This window comes from Devosia equisanguinis (genome assembly GCF_900631955.1).
Lineage (GTDB): Bacteria > Pseudomonadota > Alphaproteobacteria > Rhizobiales > Devosiaceae > Devosia > Devosia equisanguinis.
The window spans coordinates 1-21,023 of the sequence record NZ_UZWD01000051.1; the positions used below are offsets into that span (position 1 = coordinate 1).

Annotated in this window: 15 protein-coding genes; 10 read left to right on the top strand and 5 right to left on the bottom strand. The window is 63.7% G+C overall.

Annotated elements, in window-relative coordinates:
• Positions 1-340: 340 nt before the first annotated feature.
• Positions 341-6,112, bottom strand: coding sequence for an apolipoprotein A-IV repeat region-like domain-containing protein (locus tag DEVEQU_RS18285; protein WP_126152042.1), 5,772 nt, complete (start codon positions 6,110-6,112; stop codon positions 341-343).
• Between the two features lie 362 nt (positions 6,113-6,474).
• Between DEVEQU_RS18285 and DEVEQU_RS18290 the strand changes: the two genes are divergently transcribed.
• The gene (locus tag DEVEQU_RS18290) at positions 6,475-6,864 is read left to right on the top strand and encodes an Hpt domain-containing protein (RefSeq protein ID WP_164550480.1); all 390 of its coding nucleotides are present in this window, start codon (positions 6,475-6,477) and stop codon (positions 6,862-6,864) included.
• Between the two features lie 21 nt (positions 6,865-6,885).
• Here DEVEQU_RS18290 and DEVEQU_RS18295 read toward each other — a convergent pair whose 3' ends face one another.
• On the bottom strand, positions 6,886-7,821 hold the full coding sequence (locus DEVEQU_RS18295; protein ID WP_126152044.1) for an ABC transporter substrate-binding protein: 936 nt from the start codon (positions 7,819-7,821) through the stop codon (positions 6,886-6,888).
• A gap of 176 nt (positions 7,822-7,997) precedes the next feature.
• Between DEVEQU_RS18295 and DEVEQU_RS18300 the strand changes: the two genes are divergently transcribed.
• The 3 genes from DEVEQU_RS18300 to DEVEQU_RS18310 are packed head-to-tail and all read left to right on the top strand — an operon-like array spanning position 7,998 to position 11,107.
• Complete coding sequence (locus DEVEQU_RS18300) at positions 7,998-9,599, top strand: peptide chain release factor 3 (protein WP_126152045.1); 1,602 nt, start codon at positions 7,998-8,000, stop codon at positions 9,597-9,599.
• Complete coding sequence (locus tag DEVEQU_RS18305) at positions 9,596-10,777, top strand: class I SAM-dependent methyltransferase (RefSeq protein WP_126152046.1); 1,182 nt, start codon at positions 9,596-9,598, stop codon at positions 10,775-10,777. The genes DEVEQU_RS18300 and DEVEQU_RS18305 overlap by 4 nt, the downstream gene beginning before the upstream one ends.
• A 9-nt stretch (positions 10,778-10,786) precedes the next feature.
• Entirely contained in the window at positions 10,787-11,107 is a 321-nt protein-coding gene (locus DEVEQU_RS18310; RefSeq protein WP_126152047.1) for a 2Fe-2S iron-sulfur cluster-binding protein, read from the top strand.
• On the opposite strand, the gene DEVEQU_RS18315 is transcribed toward DEVEQU_RS18310, so the two are convergent.
• Positions 11,104-11,541 (bottom strand): hypothetical protein, encoded by a 438-nt coding sequence (locus tag DEVEQU_RS18315; protein ID WP_126152048.1) that lies wholly within the window; start codon positions 11,539-11,541, stop codon positions 11,104-11,106. The two genes, DEVEQU_RS18310 and DEVEQU_RS18315, sit on opposite strands and share 4 nt — an antisense overlap.
• Before the next feature lie 258 nt (positions 11,542-11,799).
• On the opposite strand from DEVEQU_RS18315, the gene cysG reads away from it, so the two are divergent.
• The 6 genes from cysG to DEVEQU_RS18345 all read left to right on the top strand — a co-directional run bounded on the left by cysG (position 11,800) and on the right by DEVEQU_RS18345 (position 18,261).
• Entirely contained in the window at positions 11,800-13,161 is a 1,362-nt protein-coding gene (gene cysG, locus DEVEQU_RS18320; RefSeq protein WP_126152049.1) for a siroheme synthase CysG, read from the top strand.
• Positions 13,162-13,164: 3 nt separating this feature from the next.
• Positions 13,165-13,488: a DUF2849 domain-containing protein gene (locus DEVEQU_RS18325; protein ID WP_126152050.1), complete on the top strand. Its 324-nt coding sequence runs from the start codon at positions 13,165-13,167 to the stop codon at positions 13,486-13,488.
• Positions 13,475-15,133 (top strand): nitrite/sulfite reductase, encoded by a 1,659-nt coding sequence (locus DEVEQU_RS18330; RefSeq protein WP_126152051.1) that lies wholly within the window; start codon positions 13,475-13,477, stop codon positions 15,131-15,133. The genes DEVEQU_RS18325 and DEVEQU_RS18330 overlap by 14 nt, the downstream gene beginning before the upstream one ends.
• Before the next feature lie 176 nt (positions 15,134-15,309).
• Complete coding sequence (locus DEVEQU_RS18335; RefSeq protein ID WP_126152052.1) at positions 15,310-16,584, top strand: phosphoadenylyl-sulfate reductase; 1,275 nt, start codon at positions 15,310-15,312, stop codon at positions 16,582-16,584.
• Between the two features lie 149 nt (positions 16,585-16,733).
• Entirely contained in the window at positions 16,734-17,759 is a 1,026-nt protein-coding gene (locus DEVEQU_RS18340; protein ID WP_126152053.1) for an NAD(P)/FAD-dependent oxidoreductase, read from the top strand.
• Between the two features lie 181 nt (positions 17,760-17,940).
• A complete protein-coding gene (locus DEVEQU_RS18345; protein WP_126152054.1) occupies positions 17,941-18,261 on the top strand; it encodes a 2Fe-2S iron-sulfur cluster-binding protein in 321 nt (106 codons plus the stop codon).
• A gap of 128 nt (positions 18,262-18,389) precedes the next feature.
• Here the strand turns inward: DEVEQU_RS18345 and DEVEQU_RS18350 are convergent, their stop codons facing one another.
• Together DEVEQU_RS18350 and DEVEQU_RS18355 are read right to left on the bottom strand one after the other, a co-directional pair.
• Complete coding sequence (locus tag DEVEQU_RS18350; protein ID WP_126152055.1) at positions 18,390-19,409, bottom strand: YcjF family protein; 1,020 nt, start codon at positions 19,407-19,409, stop codon at positions 18,390-18,392.
• A complete protein-coding gene (locus DEVEQU_RS18355) occupies positions 19,406-20,857 on the bottom strand; it encodes a YcjX family GTP-binding protein (protein WP_126152056.1) in 1,452 nt (483 codons plus the stop codon). Before DEVEQU_RS18355 ends, DEVEQU_RS18350 begins: the two co-directional genes overlap by 4 nt.
• Between the last annotated feature and the right edge of the window lie 166 nt (positions 20,858-21,023).

Below are 21,023 nucleotides of genomic sequence, written 5' to 3' on the forward strand. Positions count from 1 at the left end.
GGAATGAGGGAGGGGGTCCATCAGTGGATCGCTAAACGCTCCCCTCCCCGGCCCTCCCCGCAAGGGGGAGGGAGTTCGGGCTGCGTGTTTGGCAATATCTCACCTGGCACTCGATGCGGCTCCTCCCCCTTGACGGGGGAGGTTGGGAGGGGGTGTGCAGCACGCTCAAGCCCAAATGCGATAGCCCTCCCTCAAGCGAGAGGGAGCGCAGGAGCCGCATCAACCAGAACGTGAAACGCTCTGAGCCCGCTCAAATCGTCTACTCTTGGGATGGCCGTTGCCCTAACGAAAAAGGCCCCGGATTGCTCCGGGGCCTTTTTGATGTTGGTCTATCGCTCTCTTAGCTGAGGCGGCCGCTGGCATGGGCCAGGGTGGTGTAGACCTTGCCGCGGTCCGAGAGCAGGTATTCACGGGTCTCGGCGGCTGGGCGCGGGCCGGCGGCGGCGCGCTTCAGCAGCTGTTCGAATTCGCTCATATAGGCCTGGGCAGTGCGGGCGAAGTCGGCATCGCGCTGGATGCGCTTGCGCACTTCGTCATAGGTCCCCTGGCCGGTCAGCGTGTAGATGCGGCGCGAGAACACGTTGGACTCGCCCGCCTGGTAGCGGCTCCAGGCGTCGGACAGGGCCGCGTCGTCGATGGCGCGGGCGATTTCCTCGGTCAGGCCGGAAAGGCTCTGCGGCGCCTGGCCACCGGCCTGCTGGGCCGAAGCATTGCGCAGTACGTCGCGCAGCCAGCCACCTTCACCGGCCTCGGCCTCCGGACGCGCGGTGGCGGCCGGCTGAGCCTGTGCTGCAGGGGAGGGGGCCTGGGTCCGCTGTAATTGCGGCTGGGGCTGCGGCGCAGCCTCGGCCACCGGGGCAGCGGTGGTGCGGATCGGGTCGGCGAGAGCCGGACGGCTCGGCGCCTGTTCCTGACGATAGGCGGTTTCAACCGGCTGACGCTGCGGCTGGTAGGCCTGCGGCTCCGGCTGGCGGGGTTCAGGCTGGCGCGGTTCCTGCTGGCGAGCAGCACGCTGCGGCGCGCGGCGGTCGGTCAGGTCGTGGCTGGCGGGCTGGTTGCGCACGATGGCGTTGAGCTCGCTCAGGGCCTCGATCTGCTCGGCCACGACGCGGCGCATGGCTGCGGCGCTGGCGCGGGTTTCTTCCGGCAGTTCGTTGACACCACGAGCCAGTTCGGCGCGGGTGGCTTCGAGTTCGCTACCCACTTCGCGGGCCGTGTCGCGCATGGCGCGGGCGGTTTCAGCGAAGCGTTGGGTGGCTTCTTCGATCGCGCGCTGCATATCGCCGACCATGCGCTGCTGGGCTTCCTGCAGGGCCATGTTGGCGCGCTGGCCTTCCGAGCCGGCTGCCTGATGGAAGGCGCTGAGCCGCTCGGTGACGTCGCCCGTGGTCTGGTCGAGCGTCTGGCGGAACTGGCCGGTGGACTCGTCGATGGCGCGACGCAGCTGCCCGGTATTGGAGGCAATGGCGCTGCGCACCGAATTGGTCGAGTCCGAAATGGTGTCGGCCAGGGTGCTGGTGGTGGTGGTGAGCACGTCGGTGACGCTGCCTGCCGTGGAGGCCAGCACATCGCTTACGCGACCAGCATTGTCTTCGAGCGCTGCATTGACCTGGCCGACCTGGTCGGACAGAGCCGAACGCACGGCGCTCGAGGTCTGGTTGAGGGCGGCAGCGGCAGCCTCGGCGGCGCGCTGGACGGCATTGTCCACCTGCGCAGCATTGCCGTGCAGAGCGCTCGAGAAGCGCTCGTTGGTCGAGTAGAGCGCGGCATTGACGCTGTCGCTGGTCGACTTGAGGGCCTCGTTGACTTCGCCAGTCGTGGATTCCAGCGCCTGGGTGATGGTGCTCGTGGTGAGGCTGAGCTGGTCGGTAACGCTGTGGGTGGTGGCCTGCAGCGCTTCGTCCATGGCACGACGTGCCGAGATCAGGCGGCGTTCGGTATCGTTGACGGTGTCGGCGATCGACTGGGCGAACATGCGCATGCGGCCATCGATATCGTCGGCGCGGGTGGCAAAGCTCTGTGCCAGTGCATCCATGGCGCCGCGACGTTCTTCGAGGGTCTCCAGCGCCGTGCTGCTGGTGTTCTCCAGCGAGCGCGAGGCGGCGGCGATGCCGTTCGCCTCGGCGTCGAGACGACCAAGAATACCACCGAATTCGTCGACCATGGCCCGGATGGTGTGCTGCAGGGCACCCACATGCTGGGTGACCATTTCGCCGGCCTGCTCGGTCTGGCCCATGGCTTCGCGCATGGTGTTCGAGTAGTTGGCGGTCTGCTGGGCGACGCTGGTTTCGAGGCTGGCGAGGTTCGCCGTCGAGGCGTCGAGCACACGCTGCAGCAACAGGTTCGAATCGTTGAGCTTGTTGAGGGCCGAGGTCACGTCGCTGAGGATGCGGCTGGTTGAGGCCGACATGATGGCCTCGGCACCGCGGGCATTGTCGGCCAGCGCGTCGCGCAGCAGATTGCCATGGCCGCTGAGCGCCTGCTGCAGCTGTTCGGAGCGGCTGGAGACCAGATCGGCGAACTGGCTGGTATGCTCTTCCACCGAGCGGTTGATTTCGCTGAGGCGGCTCTCGATCGCATCCACCGCACCCACGCCCTTTACCGACACGATCTGGTCGATATTGGTCGCAGCCAGACGGATCTGGTCGAGCGCGCCGCGCACGGCGCTATCCATGCGATTGGCAGTGGTTTCGACATCCTGGGAAATCGCATGCGTCGCCGCGGTGATGCGGGTGGCGATGGTTTCCTCGATGCGGTCGGCACCGGCTTCGAGATCGGCCATGGACTGGGTGATCGAGGTGCTGATCGATGCGTTGAGCGAGGCCAGGCGCTCGGCCGTGATGTCGGCGCGGGCGGTGATGGCCTCGGGCAGGGTGCCGAGGCGCTGATCGACCATGTCGACAATCGCCTTGCGGGCGGTGCTGACGCCGGTTTCGATGCGTTCGGCAGCCTGGCGGGCGCTTTCGCCCACGCTCAAGCTGGCGGCTTCGATGCGGGCGGTCACGCCGCGCTCGGCATCGGAAATGCGCGAGATGGCGTTGTCGAGGCCTTCGCCCAGCGAATTGTTGACCTCGGCGACCCGGCTCGACACGGCGGTCGACATCTCGCCAAGGCGCAGCGACATGGTCTCGGTGACATTACGCAGCGAGCCATCGATGCTTTCGCGGGCGGCAGCGCTGTGCTGGTCGAGCGTGGTTGCCAGTTCGGCCGTGTGCAGGCCGATGGTTTCGCCGATGGAGCTGGTATGGTTGGCCAGCGTGTCGGACAGCGCCTGGGTGCGGTTGCCCAGAGCTTCGGACAGGAGCTGGGTGCGGGTGGTCACAGCGCTGGCCAGCTGCTGGGTACCGCCCTCGAGCGCGCCCGAAATCTGCTGCACGCCGGCCTCGATATGCGAGACCATTGCGCCGGTGCGTTCGTCGATCTGCCCGGTGAGCGCTGCGGCACGCGATTCCAGTTCCAGCGACATGGCGTTGGTGCGCATGTCGATCTGGCTGGTCAGGCTTTCGGCATGGGTGTCCAGAGCCTGCGACAGGCTGCCGATGCGCTCGTCCACGCGGCCCGCAAAGGCTTCGGCACGGCTGTCGAGGGCCTCGGTCAGGGCGGCGCTCTTGGCGTCGATCTGGCCGCCGAGCATGGCTGAGCGCGCATCGATGGTCGAGGCCATCTGCTGGGTGCGTTCCGCGAGGCGGCTGGTCAGGTTTGTAGTGCGTGCGTCGAGCTCGGTATTCATCTGCTCAGACCGTTCCGCGAGGCGGCTGGTGAGCGTCTCGGTGCGCGCGTCGAGTTCGGAATTGAGCTGCTGGGTGCGCTCGTCGAGGCGTATGCTCAGGGCCTCGGTACGGCTGTCCAGTTCCGACGAGATAACGTCGGTGCGCTCGGTCAGCGTGTCGGCAAGGCGCTGGGTACGGCCGGCAATAGCCTGGTCGAACGCCTGGGTGCTGCTGGTGAGGGTCTGGCCCAGTTCCTGGGAATGGGCGCGGATGGTTTCCGACAAAGTGCTGGAGTGTTCGGAAAGCGTTGCCTCGAGCGCGGCGGAGCGGCCGACCAGGGTCTGCTCGAGCTCGCCGGTGCGGGTGGCCAGGGTTTCGGAGACGGCGCGGGTCTTGGCTGACAACACGTCGCTGAGTTCGCGGGTGCGCTCGGCGACGACATCGTTGAAGCGGCCCGATTCCTGATCGAGCGCCATTTCGAGCACATTGGCGCGGGTGGCGAAGCTGGCGCCGTGGGCTTCGAGGCGGGAGACCAGCTCTTCGCCTTTGTCGCCGATGACGTTGTCGAGCGCATGCAGGCGCTGGTCGAGCACGCCCGCGATTTCGGTCAGGCGGGCATCGAACACGCCCAGCGAATCCTGGCCGGCGGTGGAGAGGGTCAGACGGGCGCGTTCGGACGTGTCTTCCACCGCGCCATTGATTTCCAGCAGGGCGGTCTGCAGGCGACTGTCCAGGGCATTGAGCTGGATGGACATCGACTCATCGACCTGCCGGGTCATGGTTGCCAGCAGCAGTTCGGCTTCGCGCGAGCGGCCGCTGATATCGCCAGCGATCTGGGCACCAATGGCCTGCAGGGCGTCGCCCACTTCCAGGCCGCGTTCGCGCAGGCGCTCGATCAGATCGCCGCCGCCCTGGCCGAGCAGATTGGCCAGCGCTGCAGTGCGCTCTTCGAATGCGGTGCTGAAGGTGGTGGTGCCGGCTTCCAGCGTCCCCGAGATCGAGGAGGCACGGCTGTCGATAGCCTTGGCCAGCGCGGCAATGCGGGTTTCGAGGATTTCGGTGAAATTGCCGGAACGATCGTCGAGGAGTTCGGACAGCGATGCGGTCTTGCCCTCGAGCAGACCGGTAAGGGCGGCGTTGTTCTCGTCCAGAAGCCCCGAAAGCGAGGTGGTGCGGCCATCGAGCAGGGCCGTGAGCGCCGAAATCTGCTGTTCGAGCAGGCCGGCGAGCGAGGTGGTGCGATCCTCGAGCGTGCCGGTCAGCGTGTCGGTCTTCAGCGACAGGGTTTCGGTGAAGCGGGCGGCATTGCTGTCCAGCGCCTGGGTCAGGATGTTCATGCGCGTATCGAGCGACGACGACAGCTCGAGCGTGCGGTTTTCCAGATTGCGCGACATGGCCGCGGTCTGGTCGTCGAAGGTCAGCGACAAGCGGCCGGCGCTGTCATCGAGCGCCGAGATGAAGTCGGTGGTACGATTGTCCATCAACTGGACGAAATTTTCGGCGCGATCACCGAAGGCATTGGTCAGCGTGCTGCCCGCAGTCTCCAGCGCCTGGGTCAGGTTGCCGCCGCTCTCCACGATGGTGCCGGCAATGCGCTGGCTGATCATGTCGAGGTCGAAGACCAGCCCGGTATGGCTCTCGGTAATGGCTTCGCGCACGCGCTCGGTATTGGTGAGCACGCTTTCGCGCTGGCTGGCCAGTTCGGCGATCAGCGCGCGCATGCGCGATTCATTATCGGAATAGGTGCGTTCGAGCGCGGTGACTTCGTTGTGGATCATCACTTCCAGTTCGCCGGCACGCGACAGGGCGCGTTCGAGGCCATCGCCCAGGGCGTTGACTTCGCGGCGCACGGCCTGGCCCACCGAGGCAACCTTATCGGCGGCGGTGACTTCGGGCTCGGCCAGGCGCATGGCGGCCTGGGTGATGGAGGAGGCGGCGTTGCGCAGGTCCTGGGCGCGGCGGATCAGCGTGGCGACGGCGAAGAAGCCGAGCACCGGCAGCACCATGATGGCGAGCAGGGTGATGAATTCGATGGTGCCGACAAACTGGCCGAAATTGCCCATTTGCGGGCCGAAGCGCAGCCAGGCGACAGTGCCCGAGGCGGCGAGCCAGATGATGGACAGGCCCAATGCCAGCCAGGTCGGAGCGGACGAAGACCGGCTCTGCAGCGCGTAAAGCACCTTGGAGGTGGCGATGCGGTCATCATTGGCGACGGCGCCAGCCTGCTGGGCAATCTTGTCGGCTGCCTTGAGGCGCTCCGAGCGGGCCGTGTCGGCGAGCTTTTTCGGCTTTTCGGGGGGCGTACTGGAGTCGAGGTTGAAAACCGATTCCTTGAGTGCGTCCTCGACGGCCGAAAATGCCAGCGCGGCAGGATCGTTCTGGGGTGTCGGATTCTTCGCCATACTCTTTACAACTTTCGCGTCGGCACTGCAGCTACACGGCGGACTTCGGAAGTTGTGATGACACGCCAGCCCTTTCCGGGCCGGTGGTCAAACCGGAACAATTCGATGCAATTGCCCCACATCATCCCCAACCGTCGCCGCCGCGCGCTGGTTCAAAGCCCATTCATACATTCAATTTTATGCAAACCGAATGCTTTCTTACCCAAAGGTTAATTTTTGGGTGGGAAACGTTAACGAATTGAGGGACAAACAAAGGCGAAGATGTGGCTTAATCACCTGTTCACGCCGCTCTTCTAGGCTATCCACAGCGGAGATTGCCCTTTGGCATGTGTCCTCCGGTTGAGTTGAGTGGAGTAGCCGGAATGGCCCAGCCAGCAATTGTCGAAACCGTCGTCGCAGACCTGCCGCGCCGGTCGCAGCGTCCCATCGATCTCGTCCATCTCGCCAAGCAGTGCCTGGGTGACGAAAATCTGGAGCTCGAGATCCTGCGTCTGTTCGACAAGACCCTGGCCACCTATTTCGGTCGCCTCAAGCTCGCGACCAGTTTTGACGAGCTCAGCACCAATCTGCACGCCATCAAGGGCGCCTCGGCCGGGGTCGGGGCGACCGGCGTTGCCGAACTGGCCAAGACGATGGAAGACGAATTGCGAGCCACCCGTCCCATTTCCCCTGAACGCATCGACGACCTCGGTGTCGCTGTCGAGGAAGTCCACGACTTCATCGCCCGCATGCTGGCTGGAACGCCTGCCTGACAGCGATCGCTTCCGGTAGGTTTATGGTGCCAATGCGGCCGCGAATTGCGGTACCAACTGGTCGACGGCATAGGGGATCGACACCACTGACGCTGCCGAAAAGGCCAGGTCACCGAGAAGAATGAAGCGACCTTGCTTCACCGAGGTCAGCGTATCCAGCGTAGGTGTCTCTGCGAGCAGCGCGTCAAAGCTGCGGCCATAGGGGAAAGCCACCACGATATCGGCGTCGTAGTCCGGCAGCAGTTCGGCGGATATGGTTATATTGGCCTCGCCCTCCGGTACCTGCGCCGTGGCGGCGATCGGTGAGAAGCCGAGGGCGTAAATCGTCTGGTTGACTATGTGGTACTCGCCGTAGCTCCAGATGCCGCCGGGGAAGATGTCGAGATAGTTTGCGGTCTTTCCCGAAAATTCCGGGTGAGCTGCTTTCTGCTCTGCCAGGTGCTTTTCGAGCGTGTTCAGCAGCGCCAGACCATCATCGCGCCGTCCGAGCGCTGCAGCGATGGTCAACGTCGTCTGTTCGGTCGTGGCCGACCATGGCGCCGCACCCTGGGGCAGATAGACCGTTGGCGCGATCTGGCTCAGGAATGCGTATTCGTCCTCGTCGCCACCCGAATGGGTAAAGACGATCAGATCGGGCCTAGCTGCGGCGATGGCTTCGTAATCCAGCTCTCGCCCCGTCCAGACGATCGGCTTGCTGGTCAACAGCTTCTCCGACCATGGGCCGACGCCGGCTTCGAAGCCGAAATTGCTGCGAATGGCGACCGGCTGCACGCCGAGCGCCAGAAGGGTATCGGCATCCCGATCGATGAGGGCGATGACGCGCTCTGGCGCCGCCTCGATCGTGATCGTTCCCAGCGCATGTTCGACGGTGACGGGAAATGCCCCGTCCTGGCTGTAGCTGGATGCGACCATTGCAAAGCTGCAGGCCAGCACGGCAAACGCGAATCTGATCGACATACGCTACTCTTGAAATAGATGATTATGATTCTCATCTTTAAGTATGTGCCCAATCAGGTCAAGCGGCCCCGTCTCCGAATTTGACCGCGCCCCGCTCTTTCCCCTATAGAGCGGCCAACATAATGTCGGTTTCCGCCGTGCCTGCATGCATCGGCGTCTCAGCATCCAGCAGTTCCATGTCCCATTCCGCCGCTGCCGAGGTTTCGCCCCGGCCTGTTTCCGAACCGTTCCGCCTCCGCCGTACCTTTGCGATCATCTCGCATCCGGACGCCGGCAAGACCACGTTGACCGAGCGGTTGCTGGCGGCTGCCGGCGCCATTCAGTCGGCGGGTGCAGTGCGTGGCAAGGCCGGGCAGCGTTCCACCCGCTCGGACTGGATGGAGATGGAGCAGCAGCGCGGCATTTCCATCACCTCATCGGTGATGACCTTCGATTATGACGGGCTGACGCTGAACCTGCTCGACACGCCTGGTCACTCGGACTTTTCCGAGGACACCTATCGCACGCTGACCGCCGTCGACGCCGCCATCATGGTCATCGACGCCGCCAAGGGCATCGAGGCGCAGACGCTGAAGCTGTTCGAGGTCTGCCGCCTGCGCGACATTCCGATCATTACCTTCATCAACAAGGTGGACCGCGAGGGCATCGCGCCGCTCGAGTTGATCGACGAAATCCAGGACAAGCTGGCGCTCGATCTCACCCCGGTGCTCTGGCCCATCGGTATGGGCGTCGATTTCGGCGGCTATATCGATCTGCAGGAAGGCCGGGTCGTCAGTCCGCAGGGCAAGGAAATTGCCGAATTCGAGCAGCTCGAAGATTTGCTCGACGTGCCGGCTCTCGCCGACAATCCGGTGTTCATGACCGCGCTCGAGACGCTGGAAATGGCCCAGGCCATGCTGCCCAAATTCGATCTCGACACTTTTCACCAGGGTCATTTGAGCCCGGTGCTGTTCGGGTCGGCGCTCAAGGGCGTATCGGTGGCTGAACTCCTGCGGACACTCGGCGACTGGGGGCCCGAGCCACGGCCGCAGCCGGCCCTGCCGGCCCCGATCGAGCCGGCCGACAAGAAGGTGACCGGCTTCGTGTTCAAGGTGCAGGCGAATATGGACGCCAATCACCGCGACCGCATCGCCTTCGTGCGCCTGTGCTCGGGCAAGTTCGAGCGCGGCATGCGCCTCAAGAACGTCCGCTCGGGCAAGGATATGGCCGTGTCCAATCCCATGTTCTTCTTCGGCAACAATCGCGAACTGGCTGAAGAGGCTGTGGCGGGTGACATTGTCGGCATCCCCAATCACGGCACGCTGTCGGTGGGCGATACGCTGACCGAAGGCGCCAATATCAATGTGACCGGCATCCCCAACTTCGCGCCTGAGATCATCCGCCGCGTGCGGCTGACCGACCATATGAAATCCAAGCAGATGGCCAAGGCGCTGACTGATCTTTCGGAAGAAGGCGTCACCCAGGTGTTCCGCCGCATGGTCGGTGCCGACTGGATCGTCGGCGTTGTGGGGCAACTGCAGCTCGAAGTGCTGTCGGCTCGCGTCGCCAAGGAATATGGCGTGCCGATCAGCTTCGAGAGCATCGGCTTTGAGGTTGCGCGCTGGGTCGAGAGCGACGACGCCGATGAACTCAAGCGCTTCATCACCGCCCAAAAGATGAACATGGCCGAGGACCGCACCGAGGCGCCGGTCTTTCTGGCGCAGAATGCGTGGTGGGCTGATCGCGCCAAGCAGGATTGGCCGAAAATCCGCTTCCTCACCACCAAGGAACGCCATTGAGCCCGACTGATCGCATCGCTGAATTTGTCGACGCGGTGGCGGCGGCTTTCGCTGATGGTACGCTGCTCAAGCTCAAATGCGGTGGCTACCACGGCCATGAGCCTGAGCTCAAATCGGTCGAAGCGCGCAAGGTCGCGATCAAGGCTGGCGAGCGGCTGAGCTTCGTCTTCCGCTACAAGACGCGCGATATCACCAAAAATCTCACACTTGATGAGGCCGCCGCTTTTCTCGTCGAGGGCCTCGCCACCAACTGGCGCAGCGCGCGGCTGGAGACGGCGGTGTTCGATCTGCAGTTCGAGCGGCAGGGCGACAAGCTGCGCCTCAAGCGCACCGAGGTGGCCGGCCGTGACGCGCCTCCGGCGGATCACGATCGCGCCAAGAACCGCCCGCTTGCTGCCACCAACAAGCCTTGGCTGCATGCGCTGGGTTTGACCGGCAAGGATGGCGCCGTGCGCAATGATGCGCAGGATAAGTTTCGCCAGATCAACAAGATGGTCGAAATCTTTGCGCCCCTGATTCAGGCGCTTCACGCAGAGAATCCGCGCATTCTCGATATGGGCGCCGGCAAGGGCTATCTCGATTTCGCGCTTTACGACTATCTCTCAAGCCTCGGCCAGAGCACCGAAGTCATCGGTGTCGAGCTGCGGGACAAGCTGGTCTCGGATGGCAATGCCAATGCGGCCGCCTCGGGCTTTTCCGGCCTTCGTTTCGAGACTGGCTCCATCCTCGATTACGACGCCAGCGGCGCCGATGCGGTGATCGCGCTCCATGCCTGCGATACTGCCACCGACGACGCCATCTATCAGGGCATCAAGGCCGGTGCGCGGCTGATCGCCGTCGCCCCCTGCTGCCACAAGCAGATCCGCCGGCAAATGGAAGCGGGCTCGCCGGACCAGAAGCTGGACTTCCTGCTGCGCCATGGCACCTTCATGGAAAAGCAGGCCGAGATGGTGACCGATGGCTTGCGAGCCCTGATCCTCGAGGCCAGTGGCTATCGCACCAAGGTCTTCGAATTTGTGTCCGACGCCCACACACCCAAGAACAATCTGATCGTCGCGCAGAAGGGCGGCGGAGGGTCGCGGCAGGGAGCGCTTGACCGGATCGCCGCAGTGAAGACACTGTTCGGTATCGAAAAGCATTATCTGGAAGGTCTGCTGGATAGCGGACCGCAGGACTAGGCCCTCCCAATGACCAAGATTACCTATGTCACCTCGCAGGGTGAGCGCATCGAAACCGAAGGCGAGAACGGCTCGACCGTGATGGAGACGGCGATCATGAACGCCGTGCCCGGGATCGTGGCCGAATGTGGTGGTGCCTGCACCTGCGCCACCTGCCACGTCTATGTCGACGATGCCTGGCGCGAGACCGTCGGCGGCCCGTCGATGATGGAAGAAGACATGCTCGATTTCGCCTTCGACGTACGCGACAACAGCCGCCTCTCCTGCCAGATCAAGGTGCGCCAGGAGCTCGACGGCCTCGTGGTACACGTGCCGACCCGCCAGGGTTAGTCGCAGCGCCTGTGCAGGAACGGCCAATCCCAATCGGCCTTGCCCGTCGCACTGACCTCGTAGCGATAAAAGCTGTCGGCATCGAGCCAGACGATGACGGAGCTCAGCCCCGTCGTCACCGGCAGCCAGTTGGTTCGTCCGGCGAAGGCTTTTAGCGTCAGGCGCACCGGTGGCTCGATATCGGTCTTGCGGCTGAGTGCAATCCCTTCCGGACCGTCCAGCGCAATGTCCAGCGGGTCATCGCAGCCAACCAGCGTGCTGGTGGCTATCGTAGTCTCGTCATCGGGAAAGCCGACGGACCATTGGCCGATAAAGGGTGCCGCCACGCCATTCGGCACCGCCGGATTGCCCTCGCGCGGAAAATCTCCGGCGAATGCGATCGGCGAAATGAGGGCGAGGATGGTTGCGCAAAGCGCGGCGTGCAATCTGGACATGGGCCCAGTCTAGGGGCCAGTGCGCTTCATACACCCCCCGAACCGGGGCGCTGCCGACATGCGCAACAACCAGGCTGGCGGGGGCAAATTTTCCGTCGGCGCAGGTGAAATGGATTCTTTTGGCGGCAGCGCCCGGCAGTCCGATTGCCCATTCTACTGGGCAGCATTTGCGAGAAATATAAAAGCTATTGAATTTCAAGGCCTTGCTGGCATTCGCCAGTTCGGATTACTTTCCGCCATCTCGCGTACAGGAAGAAGATGGCACTCCTCAACACATTCCCGTTGAGTTTCAAGGTAAAGGGCAAGCGCATCATCATCGTCGGTGGAGACGATGAGGCCCTCAACAAGGTCCGGTTGGTTTCTAAGACTACTGGTTCGATAGAGATTTACGCAAGCCATATCGAGGCCGACTTTTCTTCCTTCCCGGCTACCGTTCACAACCGCGCCGTTACGGCAGGGGACATTGCCGGTGCGGCGCTGGTCTTCGTGGCCGAGGAAAGCCCTGCCGCGGAGATCGCCAAGCTCGAGGCGCGACGGCTCGGCATTCCGCTCAATGTGGTCGACGTGCCGGCCGAATGCGACTTCTACACCCCCTCCATTGTCGACCGCGCGCCTCTGACCGTCGCGATCTCAACCGAGGGCGATGCGCCGGTGCTGGCGCGGCTGGTGCGGGCGCAGATCGAGGCGCTGCTGGCGCCCGGGATCGGCAAAGTCGCCAAGCTTGCAGGTGGGTTACGCCACAAGGTTGAGAGCTTGATTCACGATGGCGCTGCACGGCGGCGCTTCTATGAGGACCTCGTCACAAGGCCGGGTGTGGATGCTGAGGCACTGCTGGCCCAACACGCCGAAACTGGCGCGGGGCAGGGCGTGGTCTGGCTGATCGGCGCCGGTCCCGGTGTCGAAGACCTGCTGACATTGCGCGCCCAGCGGCTGCTGCAACAGGCCGATGTTATCGTGCATGACCAGCTGGTGCCCGCCGCCGTCGTTGAAATGGGTCGCCGCGATGCCGAGCAGATCTGCGTCGGCAAGGCGCGCGGCCATCACTCCTTTAGCCAGGCGCAGATCAATACGCTGATCGTGCGGCTGGCGGGCGAGGGCAAGAAGGTTGCTCGCCTCAAATCCGGCGATCCCATGGTCTTCGGGCGCGCGGGCGAAGAGATCGAAGCGCTGCGCAAGGCTGGGTTCGCCTATGAGGTCGTCCCTGGTGTCAGCGCCGCACTGGCCGCTGCCGCCGATACAGCCACGCCGGTGACCTTGCGAAAGGTCTCAAGCGGCTTCGTCATGGCCACCGCCCATGGCGCCGACGACAGTGACCTCGCCCATTGGGCCGCTCTGGCCCAGTCGGGGCTGACGCTGGCGCTCTATATGGGCAAGGCCATCGCTGCCGAAACGGCGGGGCGTCTCGTCGCTCAGGGTGCTTCCGCCGACCTGCCGATCGGCATTGTCGTCAATGCGGGCCGTCCGAGCAGCACCTCCTATGCAGGCACGTTGGGCGGTCTCGCCGCCGGTGCCGTCGATTTCATCGATGGCCCTGCCGTCATTCTCGTTGGCCGTGCTGTCGCCCATGGCGACTGGGCCCATGCCGCCTCGGCGGCCGCCATTTCTTTCAAGGTAGCCTGATCCATGGAAATCCTTACCGGCAATGAACTGATCTCCGGCGCCACCGTCTATCTCGACGGCACCGGCACTTGGGTCGAGGATATCCAGGCAGCTCGACTGTTCTCCAAGGACGAGACGGCCGAGCGCGACGCTGCACTGGCCGCCACCAAGGCCGGCGGCAGGGTGATCAGTCTCGAAATCGAAGAAGTAAGTCAGGACGGCGGGACCATCGTGCCCAAGCGCCTGCGCGAACGCATCCGGGCGGCGGGCCCCACCGCTCCCCTAACTCTTCATGGGCAGGCGTATGATCGCCAGCACTTAGGTGACGACGGGCATGTATCGATATGACGAATTCGACGCCGCTTTCGTAGCGGGTCGCACGGCGCAGTTTGCCGACCAGGTGAAGCGCCGCCTTTCGGGCGAATTGACTGAGGACCAGTTCCGGCCGCTGCGGCTGATGAACGGGCTCTATTTGCAATTGCACGCCTATATGCTGCGCATCGCCGTGCCCTATGGCACGATGAACAGCCGGCAGATGCGCAAGCTCGCCCATATCGCCCGCACCTATGACCGCGGCTATGGCCACTTCACCACCCGGCAGAACATCCAGTTCAACTGGCCCAAGCTCAAGGACATTCCGGTGATCCTAGAAGAGCTGGCCTCAGTCGAAATGCACGCCATCCAGACTTCGGGCAATTGCATCCGCAATGTCACGACCGACCAGTTTGCGGGCGCTGCCGCTGACGAGATCATCGATCCGCGCCCCATTGCCGAAATCCTGCGGCAATGGTCGAGCCTCCACCCCGAATTTTCCTACCTGCCGCGCAAGTTCAAGATCGCCATCACCGGGTCGCCCAATGACCGCGCTGCCATTCGTTTCCACGACATCGGCTTGCAGGCCGCAGTAAATGGTGCCGGTGAGATCGGCTGGGAAGTCTGGGTCGGCGGTGGCCTTGGCCGTACCCCGATGATCGCCAAGCTGATCAACAGCTTCGTGCCCAATGAGCACCTGCTGGCCTATCTCGAAAGCATCATGCGCGTTTACAACCGCTATGGCCGCCGGGACAACAAGTACAAGGCCCGCATCAAGATCCTCGTCCACGAGGAAGGGCTTGAGAGCATCAAGGGCCAGGTCGAGGCCGAGTTCGCCGAAGTCCGTGGCGGTGTCCTCACTCTGCCGCAGGAAGAGCTCGACCGGATCACCGCCTATTTCGCACCGCCCGATTTTGCCGATCGCTCCAGCGACAAGATCGATATCGCCTATCAGTCAATCATCGACCCGGCCTATGGCCGCTGGCTCGACAACAACCTCTTCCCGCACAAGCAGTCCGGTTACGCATCGGTTACGGTTTCGCTGAAACCTGTTGGCGGCGCGCCGGGCGATGCGACGGATACGCAGATCGATGTCGTCGCTGATCTGGCGGAGCGCTATTCCTATGATGAGTTGCGCGTAACGCATGAGCAGAACCTGGTCCTGCCGCATGTGGCTGTCGCTGATCTGCGCGCCGTCTACGACCTGCTGGTCGCCAATGGCCTCGCCGAGGGCAACAATAACCAGATCACCGACATGATCTGCTGCCCGGGCCTCGATTTCTGTGCCCTGGCCAATGCCCGCTCCATCCCGATTGCACAGGAAATCTCCAAAACCTTTGCCGCTCCCGAGCGGCAGAAGGATATCGGCGACCTCAAGATCAAGATTTCCGGCTGCATCAATGCCTGCGGGCACCACCATGTGGGCCATATCGGTATTCTCGGCGTCGAGAAGAAGGGCGGTGAGCTCTATCAGATCACGCTGGGTGGCGACGCGACCGAGCAGGCTGCCGTGGGCAAGATCATCGGCCCAGGCTTCGAGGCCGACGCCGTTCCCGGCGCCATCGAGAAGCTGGTCGATTTCTACATCGCCAACCGCACCAGCGCCGAAGAACCCTTCCTCGCCGCCTATCGCCGACTGGGCGAGGCGCCGTTCAAGGAGGCGTTGTATGGGGCGGCTTAGTTTTGATTGCGGAGGCTCCTTTTCTTCTCCCTCTCGGGGAGAAGGTGGCGCGCAGCGCCGGATGAGGGGGATGCCCCAACAAGGGTGGATGGTACCCCCTCACCCACCCGGCTTTGCCGGGCCACCTCTCCCCGAGGGGGAGAGGAATAGGGGCGCCGTGCGCAAGGAGACATTCCATGGCCATGCCTAAACTCGCTCCCGTTCCCGTCGCCAATGACAAGCTGCGGGCCCTCGGTATTCTCGCGCTCAATGGCATGTTCGATGAGATGGATGCTGTCGGCGTGCTGCGCTATGCGGTCAGCGACGTCATCCCCGGCGACCTTGCCATCGTCTCGTCCTTCGGTGCTGACTCCGCCGTGCTGCTGCATATGGTGGCGCAGGTGGACCCGTCCATGCCGGTTTATTTCCTCGAAACCGGCAAGCATTTTCCCGAGACGCTGGCCTATGTCGAGACGCTGAAAAGGCAGTTCGGCCTCCTCAATATCCACGGCATCCATCCGGACCCGGCTGATATCAAGCGTTTCGATCCTAATGGCGACCTGTGGGAGACGGACCCCGATTCCTGCTGCCATATCCGCAAGACCGAACCGCTGGAGCCGATTACCGAGCAATATGGTGGTTGGGTCACCGGCAGGAAGCGCTACCAGACCAAGGAACGCGGCGTTCTCCCGCATTTCGAGCTCACCTCGGACGACCGCATCAAGGTCAATCCGCTGGCCTATTTCACCGATGCCGATGTCGTGGAATACCGCCAGAAGCATAACTTGCCCGAGCATCCGCTCTATGCCAAAGGCTACAAGTCCATTGGCTGCGCGCCCTGTACTTCGGTGGTTGCCGAGGGCGAGGACCCGCGCGCCGGACGGTGGCGCGGCCTCAACAAGAAGGAATGCGGCATCCATTACGATTTCAGTGGAGCGATCGCCAATCCGATGAAAGCTGCCAACCGCCACACGCTCTGGAAAGACGGTGCCTTCATCGCCGACCCGTTCAAGGCCTGGGAAGAGGGCACCAATCCGTCCGAAGCGCGCTATGTGCATGTGCCGCTGCCGGTTTTCCTCGCCCATCGCGCCGAGTTCCTGGCCAATCCGCATCCGCTGGGGCTGCTGGTTTCCCCGGGCGACAAGATCGAGGACGTCGCCGACGATCTCTCCCGCTTCGCCTCGATCGCGATCCTCTTCCCCTCGTTCACCGATGGTCGCGGCTATTCCACCGCGCGGCTCCTGGTCGAGCGATACAAATATGCCGGTGAAATCAGAGCCTTGGGCGACGTTTTGCAGGATCAGATTCCGCATATGCGGCGCTGCGGCATCAATGCGCTGGTGGTCACCCACGAACCGACCCGCCAAGCGCTGATCGAAAACCGCTTGCCGGAGGTTTCGGTGTTCTACCAGCCGGTCGGCGTCACCGAGATTCCGCTGGGCACGCGCCCCTTCCTTCGTCGCGTCTCCTAGGATAAGTGGAGCGTAGTCGTCGCCTTTAGGCGATCCGCCGGGGCCGCTGGTGACAGCGGCGGTTCCCATCAAACAGCGCGGGGCAGGGTGCCCCGATGGGACCAATTCCGAAGCCGCTGGCGGTTTCGGTATCGAATGGACTTTGAAAGATGAGCACTGAGATCACCACCGATGTCGTCGTCATTGGCGCGGGCCCCTGCGGGCTGTTCGCTGCCTTCGAACTCGGGCTGCTCGACATCAAATGTCATTTCATCGACATTCTCGACCGTCCGGGCGGCCAGTGCGCCGAGCTCTATCCAGAAAAGCCCATCTATGACATTCCCGGCTTTCCGGTGGTCACCGGCCAGCAGTTGACCGACAACCTGATGGCCCAGATCGCGCCCTTCTCCCCCGAGTTCCATTTCTCGCGCATGGTCAACTCCATCGAGAAGCTCGAGGACGGCTCCTTCAAGCTTCAGACCGATGCCGACGAGACCTTCTACACGAAGGTCGTGGTGATCGCGGCTGGCGGCGGCTCGTTCCAGCCCAAGCGCCCGCCGGTGCCGGAGATCGAGCAGTTCGAAAACAAGTCCGTCTTCTACGCCGTCCGAAAAATGGAAGATTTCCGCGGCCAGGACGTGGTGATCGTCGGCGGCGGTGACTCAGCGCTCGACTGGACGCTGAACCTGCAGCCCATCGTCCGCACCCTGACGCTGGTGCATCGCCGCGACGCCTTCAAGGCGGCCCCGGCCTCGGTCAACAAAATGAAGGAGCTGGTGGCCGAGGGTAAGGTCAATTTCCAGCTTGGCCAGATCGCCAAGCTCGATGGCGAAAACGGCCAGATCAACCATGTGCATCTGACCACCGAAGCCGGTGATCTCTCGATCCCGGCCACCCGCCTGCTGCCTTTCTTCGGCCTGACCATGAAGCTCGGTCCGGTCGCCGATTGGGGCCTCGAGCTCAACGACAATACCATCGTGGTCGATACCGAAAAGTTCGAGACCTCGGTGCCCGGCATCTTCGCCATCGGCGACATCAATTATTACCCCGGCAAGCTCAAGCTCATCCTTTCCGGCTTCCACGAAGCCGCACTGATGGCCCAGGCCGCCAAGGCGATCGTCTCGCCCGGCGAGCGCGTGGTCTTCCAGTACACGACGTCGAGCACCAAACTGCAGAAGAAGCTGGGTGTGGCTTAGAGCCTGCTGCAATAAACCCCCATCGTCATTGCCCGGCTTGACCGGGCAATCCATCTTGCGGAGGCATGGACCACCCGGTCCTCGGATCAAGTCCGAGGATGGCCGGGTGGTGACGATCAATGATAGTCTTGTTGTTCTGGCAACTTGACGCTATCCCCATCGCGCTGTTGAGGAGCGCCCCATGAAGATCATCGTTACCGACCAGTCTGGCGACGTGCACGAGCTCGAAGGGCTCGAAGGCTGGCGCGTGATGGAGGTCATCCGCGACTGGGGCCTCAACATCAAGGCCGAATGCGGCGGCGCGCTGAGCTGCGCCACTTGCCACTGCTATGTGGACAATGATTGGCTCGATGCCGTCGGCGCCCCCAGCGACGAGGAAGAGGACATGCTGGACTCGGTCGGCGACGTGAAGACCAATTCCCGCCTCTCCTGCCAGATCCTCTGCTCCGACGCGCTCGATGGGTTGAAACTTACACTGGCACCGAGCGCGGCCAAGGATTGAGTCAGACCCCCACCTAGCCTCCCCCTGAAGAAGGGGGAGGGACCTATCGTGCGTGCTGAGCTGCCGGGAAGCCCCTGTCGGCTCCTCCCCCTCCGTCAGGGGGAGGTTGGGTGGGGGTGTTATCCGGCTTAACTTGCGCTCTTCCCCGCATCCTGCGTCACCCTCACCAGCTCGGGAATGAAATCCCGAACCATAGGCTGGGGCAGAGTCTCGAAGGGCAATGGCCGCACCACCCGCATCGCGGCGATTCCGACGCGCACCGTCATCAGCCCATTGACCACGCCTTCACCCAGCCGCGCCGACAGCTTTGCCGCAAGCCCCTGGCCGACCAGCTGCTCGACAACGCCATCGGTCAGCACCAGACCGCCGGTGACGGCCAGATGGGCCAGTACGGCGCCAGCCAGCCGCCAGAAGCCGAAAAAGCCGGGGCGGGCACCGTAGAGCCCGGCAATAGCCCCGGCGAGGCGAATGCTTTCATAGATGACGAAAGCCACGTCGATCAGCGCCCGCGGCGATACCGCCGTGACCAGCGCCACGCGCCGCGCCGAGGCTGCCGTCAGCGCCTTGGCCCTGGCGTCGAGCGGTGCCATCAGGCTGCGTTCGGCCAGGGCGATCACCTCGGTGCCGTCGAACAGATGCTCGAGATTGTCCGAGAGCTGCGCGCGTGGTCGCGCCAATTCCGGGCGATGGGCATAGATGGCTTCCAGCTCCTCGGCGACCTTGCCAGCCAGCTTGCGGTCATTGCCGATGCTGGCTTCCTTCGCCTCAGCCTTGAGCGCATCGAGTACCCGCAGACGCCGCAGCGCCAGCATTTCGCGCAGCACCAGCGCCAGAACCGCCACGAGGAACGCGCCGAGCACGCCGAGGCCGATATAACCGAGATAGTCATTACTGGCGAAGAGATCGCGGATCAACCGGTCGGCGGCGAGGCCCAGTCCGGCCGAGACCAGAATGCCCCCGGTGGTCCAGGCCAGTCGGCCCCACCAGCTCATGCGCCGCGGCGGTGGCGTCACCAGTTCCGGATCAGCCTCCGGCCCGAAACTGGTTTCGACAATCTCGGCCCGGTCGGGCACGAAGGCGCGGGGCGCACGTGTCGGCTCGGGCGTATCGGTGCCGCTGCTGATGGTATGGGCTATGGGGCGCTTCATGCCATCCAGTCTCCGATGAGGTAGTCGAGGGCGCGGTCGAGCCTGATATGGGGCAGCACCACCTCTCCGGCGGCATTGCGCTCCAGCCGGGCAGGCGGGGCAAAGCGCAGGAAATTGAGCGCCACCGGATTGCCATTCTCGAACAATGAATCCGGGCGCTCCGGCAAGTCCCCGGGAAACAAGGCGATTTCGGTCTTGCCGTCATAGGTCGTGCCATCCAGCGCCTCGCCCTTGAGCGGGGTACCGATCAGCGTCGGCAACGTCTCGCCATTCTCGCGAATGGTGCCTTCGGCGGTGGCGCGAATGCCGGCCAGGGCGATGGACCGCGTCTGTGCGCCGGCAAAGCGGGCGCGGCCGGCGGCATTGGCAACCAGCCGGTTGAGGATCGCTTCCAGCCGGTCGTGGCTGGTGTGGTGCACGTGGTCGGCCTTGGTGGCGGCGAAGAGGATACGGTCGATCTGGCGGGTAAAGGGGCGCAGCAGCGGGTTGGTTTCGCCCTGGCGGAAGCAGGCCAGCACGGCGGTCAGCGCCGTTTCCAGATCGGCAACGGCGGCAGGCCCGGTATTCAGCGCCCGCAAAGTGTCCACCAGCACCACCTGCCGGTCCAGCCGGGCGAAGTGGTCGCGGAAGAATGGCCGCACCACCTGCGCCTTATAGGCCTCGTAGCGGTGCTCCAGCATGGCATAGAGGCTGTTTCGCCGTGCTGCTCCATCTGGCTTGGGCAGCGGAGCAAAGGTGAGCGCCGGCGAGCCTTCGAGATCGCCGGGAAGCAGGAACCGGCCGGGTGGGAGCGTGGAGAGCGCCCAATGCTCGCGGCTGCGCCTGAGATAGCTGGTGAACGCCGCAGCCAACCGCTCGGCATCGGGGTCGTTGGCGTCCTTGAGCACGTCGGTGCTGTCGAGTTCGCGCAGAAAGGCCTCGGCCTCCTCGGCATGGCCGGGTTTTCGCGCCCGGGCCAGCGCATCTGCGCTCCATTCGGCAAAGCTCAGCCCGAGCAGTGGCAGGTCGAGCAGCCACTCGCCGGGATAGTCGACAATATCGAGATTGAGCGTCGCGGGGCCGGTCATTCCCGCCCACCATTTGGCGGATTGATATTTGAGCACGATGCGCAGCTGCGAAATCCTGCGCGTGCTTTCCGGCCAGGTCGGCGGATTGGCCGTCAGCGCCGCCATATGCTGCTCATAAGCGAAACGCGGAATGGTGGCGTCTGGATATTCGGCGAGCTTGGCGCCGATGAAACGCCCATCGGCAAGCGGCGCAAAGCCGGGCAGGCGGCCCTGGGTCAGCAGATTATGCACCAGCGCGGTGATGAAAATGGTCTTTCCGGCGCGCGACAACCCGGTCACGCCCAGCCGCAGGGTCGGGGTCAAGACCCCGCTGGCGCTATCGGCAAGATTGGAGAGGGCAATGCCCAGTTCGTCGGTGATCGTGGTCGGCGGCTGCGGCAAGGCGTGTCCCCTGTTACCCCTGCAAGGTAGGGAGCGGGGACGGGTTTGGGAAGGGCTGGGGGTGTGGGGCGGTACGCCAATGCTGGCCCCCACCTAACCTCCCCCTGAAAAAGGGGGAGGAACAGATCGCGCTTGTCTCGACCTTCGTAAGCCACAGACGGGCTCC